The 14,551-nt window shown below is 68.3% G+C and carries 10 protein-coding genes; 2 read left to right on the top strand and 8 right to left on the bottom strand.

Annotated elements, in window-relative coordinates; all coding sequences use genetic code 11:
• Positions 1-90 precede the first annotated feature (90 nt).
• The gene (locus FHR84_RS13455) at positions 91-528 is read right to left on the bottom strand and encodes an HAD-IA family hydrolase (protein ID WP_179535822.1); all 438 of its coding nucleotides are present in this window, start codon (positions 526-528) and stop codon (positions 91-93) included.
• A gap of 183 nt (positions 529-711) precedes the next feature.
• On the opposite strand from FHR84_RS13455, the gene FHR84_RS13450 reads away from it, so the two are divergent.
• Positions 712-1,137 (top strand): Rv3235 family protein, encoded by a 426-nt coding sequence (locus FHR84_RS13450; RefSeq protein ID WP_179535821.1) that lies wholly within the window; start codon positions 712-714, stop codon positions 1,135-1,137.
• A 234-nt stretch (positions 1,138-1,371) separates the two neighbouring features.
• Here the strand turns inward: FHR84_RS13450 and secA are convergent, their stop codons facing one another.
• The 7 genes from secA to FHR84_RS13415 form a co-directional block, all read right to left on the bottom strand.
• A complete protein-coding gene (gene secA / locus FHR84_RS13445) occupies positions 1,372-4,254 on the bottom strand; it encodes a preprotein translocase subunit SecA (RefSeq protein WP_179535874.1) in 2,883 nt (960 codons plus the stop codon).
• Positions 4,255-4,569: 315 nt separating this feature from the next.
• Positions 4,570-5,316 carry a ribosome hibernation-promoting factor, HPF/YfiA family gene (gene hpf, locus FHR84_RS13440; RefSeq protein WP_179535820.1) on the bottom strand — a complete coding sequence of 249 codons (747 nt, stop codon included), beginning with the start codon at positions 5,314-5,316 and terminating at the stop codon, positions 4,570-4,572.
• Positions 5,317-5,778: 462 nt separating this feature from the next.
• Entirely contained in the window at positions 5,779-6,471 is a 693-nt protein-coding gene (locus tag FHR84_RS13435; protein ID WP_179535819.1) for a ComF family protein, read from the bottom strand.
• A gap of 97 nt (positions 6,472-6,568) precedes the next feature.
• Positions 6,569-8,311: an LpqB family beta-propeller domain-containing protein gene (locus FHR84_RS13430; RefSeq protein WP_179535818.1), complete on the bottom strand. Its 1,743-nt coding sequence runs from the start codon at positions 8,309-8,311 to the stop codon at positions 6,569-6,571.
• A complete protein-coding gene (mtrB, locus tag FHR84_RS13425) occupies positions 8,308-10,077 on the bottom strand; it encodes an MtrAB system histidine kinase MtrB (RefSeq protein WP_179535817.1) in 1,770 nt (589 codons plus the stop codon). Before mtrB ends, FHR84_RS13430 begins: the two co-directional genes overlap by 4 nt.
• Positions 10,078-10,120: 43 nt before the next feature.
• Positions 10,121-10,798 (bottom strand): MtrAB system response regulator MtrA, encoded by a 678-nt coding sequence (gene mtrA, locus FHR84_RS13420; RefSeq protein WP_017973459.1) that lies wholly within the window; start codon positions 10,796-10,798, stop codon positions 10,121-10,123.
• A gap of 127 nt (positions 10,799-10,925) precedes the next feature.
• Positions 10,926-11,567: a dTMP kinase gene (locus tag FHR84_RS13415; protein ID WP_179535816.1), complete on the bottom strand. Its 642-nt coding sequence runs from the start codon at positions 11,565-11,567 to the stop codon at positions 10,926-10,928.
• Positions 11,568-11,832: 265 nt separating this feature from the next.
• On the opposite strand from FHR84_RS13415, the gene FHR84_RS13410 reads away from it, so the two are divergent.
• Entirely contained in the window at positions 11,833-14,499 is a 2,667-nt protein-coding gene (locus FHR84_RS13410) for a hypothetical protein (protein ID WP_179535873.1), read from the top strand.
• Positions 14,500-14,551 lie beyond the last annotated feature (52 nt).

The raw sequence follows: 14,551 nt of genomic DNA, 5'->3' as shown, positions 1-14,551 counted from the left end.
GCCGTGCCGACAACCACCACACTACCCCCACCACCCACACCCCCACACACCCACCCCCCACCACCACACAAACACCAGCACAACACGGGGTTACGACGATTCCTCCAGACCGAAGAGGACGGCCAGTTCCTCCCGCGTCCGTTCGACCTCCCGATGCAGGATCCCGACCATCCCCGTGTCCACAGCGGCCGCGACGTTGCCACCGAGGTCGTCGAGAAACACGCAGCGCCGCGGCGGAACCCCGAGCAACCTCGCCGTGTACCGGTAAACGGCGGGATCCGGTTTGCTCATGCCCACCTCGCCCGACAGCACCACGCTGTCGAACAGACCGGCCCGTGCCAGCTCCTCCGGAACGGAATCCCCATTGGACAACAGGGCGACAGCCACACCCGAGGTCCGCAAACGCCGCACTTCGTGGGCGAGCGGGCTCAACCCCTCCGGCGTCCCGTCCCCCTCGGCCCCCCAGCCGGGGTCGTCCAGCACCCCTCCACAGTCCACGATCAGCGCAGCGAGCTCCGTTTCCGTCACCTGCGCAGCTTATCCGGCGGAAGTGCGCCGAAGACGTTCCCAGCTCACTGCCGCTGACCACGAGCGAAGGACGAACCGGGGAGGAGATCACACCTTTCGGTGAAGAAAGTCCCGGAGGTGAACTTTTCCGAGGGGCGAAATCCTCCTATCCACCGGACGACCTCCGCGAAGGGAGACACGAACATGAACGTGCCGGCCGCACAGCGAACCCGCCAGAACCCCCTCGAGGCCACCCCCCGGCCGTCCTCCTCCGAAAAAGCGGCCACGGCCCCGCGGCACGAGGGCAGAACACCACCGACCTACTCCGCTTCGGCACTGGCGGACCGGGCCGGAAACCACCTCGTCGAGGTGCTGGCCGGACGCAGACCGCTGCATCAGATACGCCAATGGCTCAGCAGACCGGTGGCGAGCCTGCTGGCCACCCTCGTCCGCTCCGGAAGCCTCCTGCACGATCGAACCCGGCTGAGCTCGGTGCACGCCTGCCTGACCAGCTCCACCACGGTGGAGGCCTGCGTGGTCGTGGACGAGGTCAAAAGACACCGGGCGCTGACCATACGTCTGGAACAACAGCGAATGAGCTGGTGCTGCACGCTGCTGGCCCTGGTTTGAAGGGCAGGCGGCGTGAAAAGAGGAGCCCTTTCCGGAGCGGTCACGGGCCGCCCCTCGTCTCACGGAGCTTCCCCACCCGAGCAACTCGCACCGCGGGTTCTCCCGCGTCGTGCTCCCGCGAGGAGGACCCCGACGTCGTGCAGAGCCGTTCCCCGACGTCGGGGCCCGCTCACGAGACGGCGGGAGGTTTCGCTCAGCGGCCCCTACGACAGCCCGAACAGAAGAAGCACCCGATCAGCGCTTCTTGTTCTTCTTGGCATCGGCGCGGGCTGCGGCGCGACGTTCCCGCCTGGTCCCCCCTTGCTGGGACGAACCGGAGGACTCCTCGGAATCGCTGTCGCTTCGCACCTCTCCGTTCTCGGAGGGACCCGAATAGCTCAAGTTCCGCTGCTGTCCGGCCGAATCGTTACCACGCAGCGCCGTGGGGACCTGCGACTGATCGTTCTGCTCGGACGCGGCGAGTTGACTCAACGCGGGCCCGGCGGCGTTGCGCGACTTCTTCGCGCGTTTCGAGCTGGGCTGCCCGGAGACCTGGCCGTTGCCGCTCGGCTGACCGTCTCCGTCGGAGGACTGGGTGACCGACACCGGCACCGGCGACTCCTCGGCCGCCCCACCCGCGGGTTCGGCCGCTTCGACCTGCACGTTGAACAGGAAGCTGACCGACTCCTCCTTGAGGGCCTCCAACATCGCGTTGAACATGTCGAAGCCCTCGCGGCGGTACTCGAGCAGCGGATCCCGCTGGGCCATGGCGCGCAGCCCGATGCCCTCCTTGAGGTAGTCCATCTCGTAGAGGTGTTCGCGCCACTTCCGGTCCAGCACGCTCAGCACGACGCGGCGTTCGAGCTCACGCATCGCCCCTTCGCCGACCTGCTCCTCGATCTCGGCTTCACGCCGGTCGTAGGCCTCCTTGGCGTCGGTCAGAACAGCCTCGCGCAGCTGATCCCTGCTGATGTCCCCGTCCTCCTCGGCGAGGTCCTGCCAACGAATGGAAACGGGGTACAGCGACTTCAGCGCCGTCCACAGCTGGTCGAGGTCCCAGTCCTCCGCGTAGCCCTCCGCGGTCGCGCCCTTGACGTAGGCATTGACCACGTCCCCGATCATGTGCTCGACCTGCTCCCGCAGGTCCTCGCCCTCGAGAACACGCCTGCGCTCGGTGTAGATCACCGAACGCTGCTGGTTGAGCACCTCGTCGTACTTGAGGACGTTCTTGCGGATCTCCATGTTCTGTTGTTCGACCTGGGTCTGCGCACTGCGAATGGCCTTGGTGACCATCTTGTGCTCGATCGGGACGTCGTCCGGCACCTTCAGCCGGGTCATCACCGTTTCGACCATGTTCGAGTTGAACCTGCGCATCAGCTCGTCGCCGAGCGAAAGGTAGAACCTGGACTCGCCTGGATCACCCTGACGTCCCGAGCGACCGCGCAGCTGGTTGTCGATGCGGCGGGACTCGTGGCGTTCGGTGCCGAGCACGTACAGCCCGCCCGCCTCGCGGACCTCATCGGCCTCCGTCTCGGCCTGTTCCTTGATCTTGTCCACGACGGAGGGCCACTCCGCCTCGTAGTCCTCGCGGTTCTCGACCGGATCCAGCCCCCGCTGGCGCAGTTCGGAGTCGGCCAGGTGGTCGACGTTGCCCCCGAGGACGATGTCGGTGCCACGTCCGGCCATGTTCGTGGCGACCGTGACCGCTCCCTTGCGGCCCGCCTCGGCGACGATGCCCGCTTCGGACTCGTGGTGCTTGGCGTTCAGCACGCTGTGCGGAACCCCACGCTTGGTGAGCAGCTTCGCCAGGTACTCCGAGCGGTCGACGCTGGTCGTGCCCACCAGGACCGGCTGCCCCGCGTTGTGCCGCTCCTCGATGTCCTCGGCCACTGCCTCGAACTTGGCTTCCTCGCTCTTGTAGATCAGGTCCGGCTGATCCTTGCGGATCATCGGCTCGTTCGTGGGAACGCTGACCACACCGAGCTTGTAGGTGCTCTGGAACTCGGCCGCCTCCGTCTGGGCGGTACCGGTCATCCCCGCGAGCTTGTCGTACTGCCGGAAGTAGTTCTGCAGGGTGATCGTGGCCAGCGTCTGGTTCTCGGCCTGGATCTCGACGCCTTCCTTGGCCTCGATCGCCTGGTGCATTCCCTCGTTGTACCGACGGCCGTGCAGCACACGCCCGGTGAACTCGTCGACGATGGCGATCTCGCCGTTGCGGACGATGTAGTCCTTGTCCCGGCGGTACAGCTCCTTGGCCTTCAACGCGTTGTTGAGGTAACCGACGAGCGGGGTGTTGGCGGCCTCGTAGAGGTTCTCGATCCCGAGCTGGTCCTCGATGATCTCGACGCCTTCCTCGGTGACACCGACCGTTCTCTTGCGCTCGTCCACCTCGTAGTGCTCGTCACGCTTGAGCATCGGGGCCAGCCGCGCGAACTCCTGGTACCACCTCGAGGACTGGTCGGCGGGGCCCGAAATGATCAGCGGTGTCCGCGCCTCGTCGATGAGGATCGAGTCCACCTCGTCGACGATCGCGAAGTTGTGGTCGCGCTGGACGCACTCCGACAGGCTCCAGGCCATGTTGTCGCGCAGGTAGTCGAAGCCGAACTCGTTGTTGGTGCCGTAGATGACGTCCGCGGCGTAGGCGTCCCTGCGCTGCTCGGGGCTCATGTCGGCCGTGATCGCGGCGACCTCCATGCCGAGAAAGCGGTATATCCGCCCCATCCACTCGGAGTCACGTTTGGCCAGGTAGTCGTTGACCGTGATGACGTGCACGCTGTGGCCCGTGATCGCGTTGAGGTAGCCGGGCAGCACACAGGTGAGGGTCTTGCCCTCACCGGTCTTCATCTCGGCGATCTGGCCGAAGTGCAGTGCGGCACCGCCCATGAGCTGGACGTCGAAATGCCTGTTCCCGAGGGTTCGGCGACCGCCCTCCCGCACAACGGCGAACGCCTCCGGCAACAGCTTGTCCAGCTGCTCACCATCGGAGTAACGGCGTTTGAACTCGTCGGTCTTGGCCCGCAACTCGCTGTCGGACAGCGCGACCGTGTCGTCTTCGAGCTCGTTGATTTGCGCCGCGATGGAGCGCAGGCGCTTGAGCATCTTGCCTTCGCCAGCGCGGAGCAGTCGGGACAGGACCATCCAGGTCGACCTCACTTGCTGATCGTGACGCGCCCGTCACGGACGCTTTACGGCCATAGTATTAGAAGCCCGCCCCCGCACCGTTCCAACAGACGTCACATCGACACCTCCGCCGATTCGACGCCCGGCTCGAACACCGGAGAGCGGCCACGGACTGCAAACGTTTCGGAGACGCACGCGTGTTCCCGCCGCACCCGATCGTGCGGGGAGAGGGGCCGGACAGTCCAGAGCCGGTGCAGCCACGAACATGACCGTCCCCCGCGTACCACGGTACGCGGGGGACGGTCCGTGCGGTCACGGCCTACGCGATCCGCATCACGTTTCGGGCACCAAACGGATCACTCCGTAGTCGAACCCCTTTCGGCGGTACACCACGCTGGGCTTGCCCGCGTCGGCATCGAAGAACAGGTAGAAGTCGTGACCGACCAACTCCATCTCGTAAAGCGCTTGATCCACTGTCATGGGCGTGGCCGGGTGTTCCTTCTCGCGGACGATTCGCCCCGGTTCGTGGCCGTTCCCCTCGTGACGCTGGCCGGGGACCCCGGAGGTCGCAGGGGGCTCGGAGCTCACCGGAGGTTCGGACACCGCGGCGGAGGACTGCTCGTCCGCGGCCTCGGCGCTCATCTGATCGGTCGGTGGTTCCAGCAGTGTGGTGCGAGTACGGTTCTGTGTCGTACCCCCCGCCCCGGCGACGGCCACCGGCCTGTCGGCCATCGCGGCGGTCGCCTGCGCCACGGAGCGCGGACTGCGCTTGCCGTGATGCACCTTCCTGCGATCGTGCATCTTGCGCAACCGGTTCTCCAACTTCGTCGTCGCGGCGTCCAGGGCTGCGTAGAAGTCGGGCGCACTGGCTTCCGCGCGCACAGCCGGTCCACGTCCCTTCAAGGTGATTTCGACCCGCTGACAGCTCTTCGCCTGACGTGGGTTACGCTCGTGCTGCAACTCCACGTCGGCTCGCATCGCCTTCCTGTCGTAGCGGTCGAGACGGTTGAGCTTTTCGCCGACGTGCTGCTGGTAATGGGTGGGCACCTCGACGTTGCGGCCTTTGACGACGATGTCCATTCACGACCTCCGTTGCTCAGCGTGCTTCCGTGAGCCTCGTCACGGCGACGCCGGAGAGAGCGTACTCAGCTCGTTCCCGACGTCAGGGGCGTCAATGCCTCACCTCATTCCTCCGGCCGAATACGGCTGATTGGGGTGCACGTTAGCTCGCTTTTGTGTTTCACGACACCCCCGAGCCGGGGGACGTCAAACAGCCACTCCGCGTATTCGTTACCACCATTCGTACGTAACGACACGACTCCACACCAACCCTCGGCGGTAGGGCGCGATCGTACGAGTCCGTGGAACCGCGAGCTCCCCAGTCCCGGCAGAACGCGAGCGCACCACTCGGTTTCCCGCTCATGTCCACAGCTCCCCACGCTTCCGACGCCGCGTGTGTACCCGGGCAACGAACGGAGCAAACCAGTGGTTCCCGAACACGACCCCCGAATCGGCTGAGTTCCACTCACACACCCGAACGGGCTACCGACGGGCCGCTGCGAGGACCAGCACCGCGGCCACTCCCCGCCCCGCGGCACGCAGCGCCGCGGAGCAGCTCGCCACCGTGGCTCCCGTTGTGAGCACGTCGTCAACCAGCACGACCGGTTCCCCGGCTTCGGGCAGCCGTGCGGAACGGAGCACGACACCACCGCTGAGATTGCGAATCCGCCGTGCGGTGTCCAACCCGACCGAGTCCCGCACCCCGCGCCGCATCCGCAGACAGTCGGACACCGTGACCGCTCCCCTGCCGGGCCCCGTGCGTGCGAAACGCACCAGCGGGCTCAGGTGCGCCCCTCCGCGAGCGCGGACGGCGGAAGGTCTGGAGGGCACGGGAACCAGGTGCACGGGCTCCGCGCTCAGCCGCTCAGGATGTTCGTCGATCACCGAGCGCGCGGCGCGGCCGAGTCGGCTTCCGAGCGGTTTCGCGAGATCACGGCGGCCGAACTCCTTGTAAGCGAGCACCGCCCTCCTGGCGTTCCCCCGATAGCGCCCCAGGGCGTAGATCGGGGGCTCCTCGGGCAGCAGCTCGGGCCTGACCCGGCGCAGGGCACCGAACTCGCGTTCGCACCCCGTGCACAACGCGGTGGCACGCACCCCGCACCCCGCGCACCGGAGCGGGAGGACCAGGTCCGCGAGCGCGTACGGGACCGTTCGGAGGAAGGAGTCACGAGACATGCCGCGATCCTGCGGTCGCGCTCCGGCTCCGGTCTCCCGGAAGGCGTTCCCGCCGCGGCGTGTCGGACCTTCCCGGCTCACCGGGACCGGCGGGGCGTCATCCCGGATAGAACGGGATCGACTTCGGCCCCACCGGAATGTCCTGCAGCACCTCCCAGACCTCCTCCTGGTCCCTGGCCTGCCACAAGTAGGCCTCGTCGCCGACGATGACCTTCTGGCCCGGTCCCACCGTCAACCGCCTGAGCGGCTGGCGCAGGTTCGAGGAGTTGTAAGAGTTCCAGGTGAAACCGTCCACCGAGACCTTGACCACGGGCAGGGAGTCGCTGTCGCTGATCGCCACCAGGGACCGGCTGTTCAACCAGGCCACTTTCCTGATCTTCGAATCGCTGAAACCACCGGTCAGCGGAGTGGGCTGCTGCAACCGCACAGCCGAGCCGCTGCCCACTATGCCTGCGACCACGATGCGACCGTCCACGACCCCGGCGAGCCGGGTCCCGTCCCTGGAGATCCGGAGTGCCTCGATGTGCCCCTCGTCAGCCGCGAACCCACGTACGTCGACGTCCTCGACCGCCCAGGATCCGTTGTCGTCCCGGGTAGCGCGGACCACCCGCTTCCCGTCCACGACCGCCCACACCTCGGATTCGCTCCGCCAGGTCGGCCTGGACACGAAACTTCCGTGCACCGGCAGCTTCCGCAGGGAACCGCCGTACTCCCCGACCCTGAGGTCGACCCCTTCGTCCGCGGAGCGCACCACCGCCGCGACGTACTCGCCCTCGTCCGAGCGGGCCGCCGTGGTGATCTCGTACTCGCCCGACCCCGTGGGGCCGGGAACCGGCGGGGCCTGCTCGTTGAACACCTTGAGCTTCTCGTTGACGACCGCCAGCGGGGCGACCTCGGAGGAGACCTTGTTGCGGCGCTCGTAGGAGGCCACGTCCGAGGGCCGCAGCACCGAGGAGTTCGACAGCAGGGCCGTCCCCTCCTCCTCCAGCCGCACCCGCGCCGTCCGGACCCCGCGCAGCGTCAGCACGACCTGGGCCGCGATCATGCGTTTCTTCCTGCTGCTCAGCGCCCCGAGGTCGCTCAGGTTCACCCGAAGCGCGCCGTCCTTGACCTCGCTCACGTTGCTGACCGTCTCCGTGTCCTCGGGGATGGCCGTGTTCATCGCCGAGTCGAAACCGGCCGATGGACCGGACAGCAGCAGGTCGATGACCCGGGACGGCAGTGTGCTCTGCGGATTCTGCCGCACCCAGCGGACGTCGGGAACGACTCCGTTCTGCTGCTCGTCGAGGAAGAAGACCGACACCGCCCGGTAGTTCGACTCGAAAGCGTCGCTGCTGACCAGCAGGAGGTCCGGAGGGTTCACGATCCGCCACTCGCCGTCGTCCTGCCTCTCGACCCTGACGTCCAGCTGCTCGGACCCCTCGCCGGGGACGAACGAGTTGTCCGCACGGAGCTTGCCCACCTTGTCCACGCTCAGGCTGACCATCTGAACGGAGTCCGGGAGATCGTCCTCGCGCAGCGGGACGGTGTCCACGTTGTTGACCACCGTCACTTCGGAGGGCACCCGCCAGGAGTTCCGCGCGCGCTCGGTCAGGTGCTTGCGGGCGGCCTCGTAGTTGTTGGCCGGCTGCGCACCGGCGTCGACGAAATCGCGCACCAGGTCCGGGGCGTCGATCCCCTCCGGAGGGGCCTCGACCGTGGTGCTCGTCGGTCTGCCCTCCTCGACCCGTTTGACCATCTCCGGTTCGGTCTCCTTGGGGATCGAGGCGCAACCCGTGAACGGGACGGACAGCACCAGCAGCAGGGTCACCACCCTGGTCGAACGCCGTAGCGAGATCATCGCTCTTCCTCCCCGTCGCCGTCCTCGGAACGCTCGGGCGAACTCCGCACCGTCCCCGCTGACGGGTCGTCCCCGGTCTCGGAGTAGCCGCTTTCGGACGTCTCCGGCGGGGCCGCCAGGAGCGCTTCCGGGGCGGCTATGCTGCGCGCGCTCGGCAGCGGCAGTGGGCTCTCGGTGACTTCCTGCTCACCCGAGTACTTCGGAAGGGTGAGCCGGAAGCAGGAGCCCCGCCCCGGCTCGCCCCACGCGTCCAGCCACCCGCCGTGCAATCGGGCGTCCTCGGAAGCGATGGACAGCCCGAGTCCCGTACCCCCCGTTTGACGATCACGCGACGGATCGGCGCGCCAGAACCTGGTGAACACCAGTTCGGCCTCGCCCGGCTGCAATCCGACCCCGTAGTCACGCACGGTGACAGCCACCTCGTTCTCCCCCTCCCCGAAGGCGACATCGACCGGCTGCCCCTCGGCGTGGTCGACGGCGTTCGCGACGAGGTTGCGCACGATTCGCTCCACGCGACGCGCATCCGCGAAAATGGTGACCTCCTCGTCCGGCACGTCGACACGCAGCTCCACACCGCTCGTTTCGGCGATGGGGCGCAAGGCGTCCACGGAGCGGCGCACCACCTCGGGGACGTCCAGCGACTCGGTGGACAGGTCGGCCACACCCGCGTCCAGCCGGGAGATCTCGAGGAGGTCCCCCAGCAGCGACTCGAATCGGTCGAGCTCGTCGACCAGCAGTTCGGCGGAACGCTCCAACCCGGCCGGGAACTCGTCGCGGGAGGCGTGGAGCACGTCGGCCGCCATGCGCACCGTGGTCAGCGGGGTCCGCAGCTCGTGCGAGACGTCGGAGGTGAACCTGCGCTGCAGCTGACCGAACTCCTCCAGCTGCTGGATCTGCTGCGCCAAGCTGTCGGCCATCTCGTTGAACGAATCGGCGAGCAGCGCGACGTCGTCCTCACCGATCACCCGCATCCGTTCGTCCAGGTTCCCGGCGGCGAGCCGTTCCGCGGTCCGCGCGGCCTGGCGCACCGGCCGCACCACCTGGCGGGTCACCAGGTTCGTGATGGCGCCGAGCAGCACGAGCAGCACCAGCCCACCGACGAGCAGCGTGCTCTGCACCACGCCCATGGTGCGGTTCTCCGCGCTCAGCGGGAACAGGAAGTACGACTGCAGCGGGCGCGTGGAAGTACCGGCGGGACTGCCGATCACGAGCATGGTCACTTGTTCGTGATTGCGCGAGACCGTGCTGATCTGGGTGGCGAACCTGTCCCGCTTCACGTACTCGCGCAAGTCCCGCGGGACGTCCCCGATAGGGCCGGCCGAAGGGGACGACTCCCCCTCCTGAGTGACGGCGTACTCGTCGACGAGCACCGGGTCGTACGTCCCGGCCACGGATTCGGCGTCGTTCTGCACCGAGGGCGACGTGGTCAGCCCGTTCAGGGCACCTTTGAGCTGCTCGTCCACGTCCTCGGAGTTCGGGTCGACGGCGGTCAGCTGTCGTTCCAGCACGGGAAGAAGGCTCTGCTCCACCTGGCGGACGGCGGCGTCCTTCTTGGTCTCCAGCATCCTGTTGGTTATCTGGGTCTGCAGCACCATCCCCAGCACGAAGACCACCGCGGAGGAGAGCGCGAGGGTGCTCACCACCACCCGCAGCTGCATCGACCGGCGCCAGATCGACTCGAACCAGTGCCAGCGGCGACGCACGTTCTCGCTGACACGTACGACCAGCGACCGCAACGAACCACCGCGGGAGGTCCTGTCACTCACGCCAACCGTCCTGCCGCACGGAAACGATCACCGGATCCCGGAATCACGGAGGACCGGCCTTGTACCCGACTCCACGCACGGTGAGCACGACCTCCGGCCGTTCCGGATCCTTCTCGATCTTCGAACGCAGCCGCTGCACGTGCACGTTGACCAGCCTGGTGTCCGCAGCGTGACGATACCCCCACACCTGCTCCAACAGCACTTCGCGGGTGAACACCTGACGCGGCTTCCTGGCCAGCGCCACCAGCAGATCGAACTCGAGCGGAGTGAGCGAGATCGGCACGCCCTCACGGGTGACCTCGTGCCCGGGGACATCGATCGTGAGATCACCGATGGACAGCACCTCGGCCGGTTCGGCCTCGGTGCGGCGCAGCCGCACCCGCAACCGGGCCACGAGTTCCTTGGGCTTGAACGGTTTGACGATGTAGTCGTCGGCCCCCGACTCCAGACCGAGCACCACATCCACGGTGTCACTCTTCGCGGTGAGCATGACGACGGGAACCATCGACTCCGCGCGGATGGCCTTGCACACGTCGATGCCGTTCATCCCCGGCAGCATCAGGTCGAGCAGCACCAGATCGGGTTTGAGCTCACGCAGCGCGGGCATGGCCTTGGTGCCGTCGTTGACGACGGCGGTATCGAAGCCCTCGCCCCGGAGCACGATCGTGAGCATCTCCGCCAGAGCCGGGTCGTCGTCCACCACGAGCACGCGTGACTTCATGCCTCACATGGTTGCATTTCGCACCACAGGGGCATGCACCACCCGGCTGTCATCACTGCAGGTTGTTGAGCCGTTGCTCGGAGCGCAGGAGTCGATGCCCCCGAACGGACCATCGCTCACGAGCAGGCTAGTCGAGGATCCGGTCGGCCAATCCGGCGGGATCCACCGCGGTCGCGTCGTCGATCACCCGCCAGGGTGACCACCACGAGGACTCGGCGAGCTCGAGGTAGACCCGGTCGCAACGCTCCTGCAGGGAGGAGTCCGACTCGAACCGGTCCCCGCCCCCATCACCGTTGGCGCTCTCCCTGCGCTCGGCCCGCTCGGCGGCCACCGCGGTGGGCACGCGCAGCAGGATCTGCAGATCCGGCCGGGGCATCCCGAAGCGGTCCACCTCGAGCTGACGCACCCACTCGACGAATCCGCCGTCGGCCTTCTCCCACGACCGCGCGGCCCCGTACGCCGCGTTGGAGGCCACGTAGCGGTCCAGCAGCAGGATGTCGTGCTCGGCGATCCCGCTTCGCAGCCAGTCCAGGGAGTGCCGTCTGTCCAGTGCGTACAGCACGGCCATGCCGTGCACGGAATCGGCGAGATCCCCGTGCTGCCCGCGGAGCGCCTCGGCGATCAGGTCGGCGTGCACGTCCACGCCGTAGCGGGGGAACGCGGCCTCCCCCACCGAGAGCCCCCTGCTGCGCAGCTCGGCCGACAAACCGTCGGCCAGCGTCTGCTTGCCCGCACCGTCCAGACCTTCGATCACGATCAGCCGCCCCACGCCGGCAAACCCTACTGAGCACTCACACCGGAACCTCGCCCGGGTCGCCGCGGGACCGAGGAACGAGGCTACGCCCGCGGAGGAGCGGCCCCGGGGCGAATCCCGCGTCTCCACGTCCGGGGGCACTCACCGTTCACACGGTTGGGGGCATCACCGGAATCGGAGCAAAATCTCCACCACGACGGTCGCAACACGACGGTCGACAAGAGACAATCGGGTGAAGCGCGCACCGAACAGCGCCGTCGCCGACACGCGGGAGGAACCAGTGCACGTGCCCGGGCCGGACACTCGCGTGGTCGAGCTGCGGGTACACGGCATCCTCGGAACGAAACCGCAGGACCTGACCGACTCGGTGGCTTCGGTGGACGTCGCCGGGGACGGAATCGGGCGTATCGTCCGTCCGGCGGACCGATTGCTGCGCCCGGTCTCCGGCCCCGACCTCGCCGCGGGAGAGCGCACGGTCCCCCGTTCGATCGAAGGGTACGTGTGGGGGGACATGACCTCGGGGGGAAGCAAGGCCCTCTGGGCCCTGCTGTTCCCGTTCGCCCTGGCCAACATGGCGCACTGGATGCTTCCACCGACCGACGCCGGATCGCGTGCCGTCCGCTCCCTCGGAGCTGCGCTGCGCGCCGGGATGCGCCTGACCGCCCTGCTGTTGACGATGTTGTTCATCGCGCACCTGACGGTGCTCAGCCTGGACCTGCTCGCCTCCCAGTGCCTGCGCCCCGGTTCGGGATGCCTCGGCGCCGTTCCCGACGGGCTGCGGACCGCGGAGTCTCCGCGCTCGATCCTGGCGATGGTCCTCGTGGCGGCCGTGGTCCTCGGCATGTCCCGCCTCTCGGCGATGTCCTGGCGCGTGTGCACCCCGTCCACGTCCGAAGCCGGGCAGCACGCCCAGGACCCGAAGCTGCCGGGAGCGGGCGTGGTGCGGGACCCGGCGACCTCCGCGCTGCGGATTCTGCACATCGTCGCGGGACTGTGCACGATGGTGCTGACGGCGCTGGGCGGGTTCTCCGCTTCCGCGGACCCCCGCTGGGTGGGGGCCGCCGTGCTCACGGGACTCTGCGTGCTGGGCGTGCTCGCCCTGGACGATCCGACCGACTCCGACCACAGGCCCGACAACCGTTTCCGCCGGGCGGTACGGAGCGCGCTGTCCCGCTACACCCGGATTCCGCTCGTTTCGGTGGCGGCACTGCTGGTGCTCGTGACCGCCCCGGCGACCGATCCCCTGAACGGTCCCCTGGCCGGATCCGGTTCGGTGACCGGTTCGTTGACGCTCGGTCTGCTGCTGTCCTGCGGGTACGTCGGGCTGCTTCTGATTCCCACGGTGCTGCTGTCCCGCTCCTCCTGGCGCCGCCTGCCGAAGAAGCTGCGCCCGTGGGCCGGCGGATGGTTCGCAGCCCCGGTGCTGCTGATCGCCTGCCTGCTCGGAGCGGGGTTCGGTGCCGGTCTGACGCTGACCACCCGCCAGGCCCTCGGGGGAGACGAGCCTCGGCTGCCGAGTTCGTACGACACCGTCACCCTGCTGTGGGGTACTTCCACGGCCCTGCTCGTGCTCGCCGGACTGGTCATCGTGCCGTGGGCGTGGGTGCGCTGGTGGCGCGCGTTGCAGGCCGACAGCGCGGTCTCACCCGAAGTGGGGTTGCTGCACGCGGGTCGTTCCGGTGATCAGCGCAGTTCCGAGCGCGCGTGGAAGTGGGCGGAACTGCAACGCGGGCACGGCCACCGGCTGGTGCTCGTCCTCGCTGGGGCGCTGTGCGCCGGAGCGGTGCTCGCCTCGGTCCTGCGGCTGTGGGCTCCGCAACCGCCCGACTGGGCGCGTTGGCTGATGTTCCTCGGTGTCGGGACGTTGGCCACGCTCGCGGCCTTTCTGCTCCGCACCGTCTACCTGGCCGTGCGCCGTCCCGGAACCGCCAGGGCACTGGGCGTGTTGTGCGACCTGACGCTCTTCTGGCCGCGGGAGGCCCACCCCGTCGTTCCCCCGTGCTACGCGCTGAAGGTCATCCCCGAGCTGGTCAACAGAGCCCGCGAGCACCTTTCGGATCCGCACACCCGGGTGGTGCTGTCCGGACACAGCCAGGGGAGTCTGCTCGCCTCCGTCGCGACGGCCCGGCTGCTGCACGGGCTGGACGAGCCGGACCGGGAAAGAGTCGGCCTCGTCACGGCGGGATCCCAGCTCCAATGGGCGTACACACGTGGTTTCCCCGACGTGCTCGGGCACGGATCCCAACGCGAGCTGGCCGGCTCCCTGCGGGGACGTTGGCGCTCCCTCTGCCGCGGGACGGACCCGCTCGGCGGCGCGGTAACCACGTGGAGCAGGCAGGTCTACGACGGCAAACTGCTGGGGGTCGGCTTCCGGGCCGACGGCGCGGAAGGACCGCTTCCGCCCGCGGCGCGTGGACCGACCGGCGCGCTGGTGCTCGGCAGCGACCACTGGCTTCCCGATCCGCAGCGCGGTCCCTTCGAGCACCGGAGGTGGCTCGCGGGACTGCTGCGGCACACCGAGTACAGCGGTGACCCCGAGTGGGACCGAGCGGTTTCCATGGCGGCGGGGCTGGAAACACCGGCCCGCGGGACGAACCTCCCGTTCCGTACGACGGTCGCGGGGTCCTCCCCGGGCACGGCACCGCGCATCAACGGCACGGCCCGGCGGACCGAGCCGGAGGGGGCGACGCGACGCGAGGGAACGGTCATAGCCATGGAGACCGCTCCCGAGGACGAGCCTCCCGCCGTGGCCGCGGAGGAGCGCACCGGGGAGTTCTCCAGGAGCGCCCCGGAGCAGCCCGCTCCCGTCCGGGGGGACGGTCTGCCCGGCGCGGAGGAGGACCTCGGCGACGGGGTGATCCACGAGGGCACGCCCGAGATCATCGACCCTCCCGGCATCACGCCCCCCTGGGAGCGCGGCCCCGCGCTGCGGCCTTCCGGTCAGTGATCGGACCCGCTCCCCGGCGTCGACCGGGTTCGGTGGACGCCGCTCGTCGCCT

Origin of the sequence: Actinopolyspora biskrensis, assembly GCF_013408175.1 — a bacterium.
GTDB classification, from domain to species: domain Bacteria; phylum Actinomycetota; class Actinomycetes; order Mycobacteriales; family Pseudonocardiaceae; genus Actinopolyspora; species Actinopolyspora biskrensis.
Note: the sequence above shows the minus strand (reverse complement) of the source record. Positions and strands in the feature narration are given on the sequence as shown.

Bases quoted from the DNA above. Each gene is read 5' to 3' on its own strand.
- FHR84_RS13450 (WP_179535821.1), top strand. From the start codon at position 712: ATGAACGTGCCGGCCGCACAGCGAACCCGCCAGAACCCCCTCGAGGCC.
- secA (WP_179535874.1), bottom strand. From the start codon at position 4,254: ATGGTCCTGTCCCGACTGCTCCGCGCTGGCGAAGGCAAGATGCTCAAG.
- hpf (WP_179535820.1), bottom strand. From the start codon at position 5,316: ATGGACATCGTCGTCAAAGGCCGCAACGTCGAGGTGCCCACCCATTAC.
- FHR84_RS13435 (WP_179535819.1), bottom strand. From the start codon at position 6,471: ATGTCTCGTGACTCCTTCCTCCGAACGGTCCCGTACGCGCTCGCGGAC.
- FHR84_RS13430 (WP_179535818.1), bottom strand. From the start codon at position 8,311: ATGATCTCGCTACGGCGTTCGACCAGGGTGGTGACCCTGCTGCTGGTG.
- mtrA (WP_017973459.1), bottom strand. From the start codon at position 10,798: ATGAAGTCACGCGTGCTCGTGGTGGACGACGACCCGGCTCTGGCGGAG.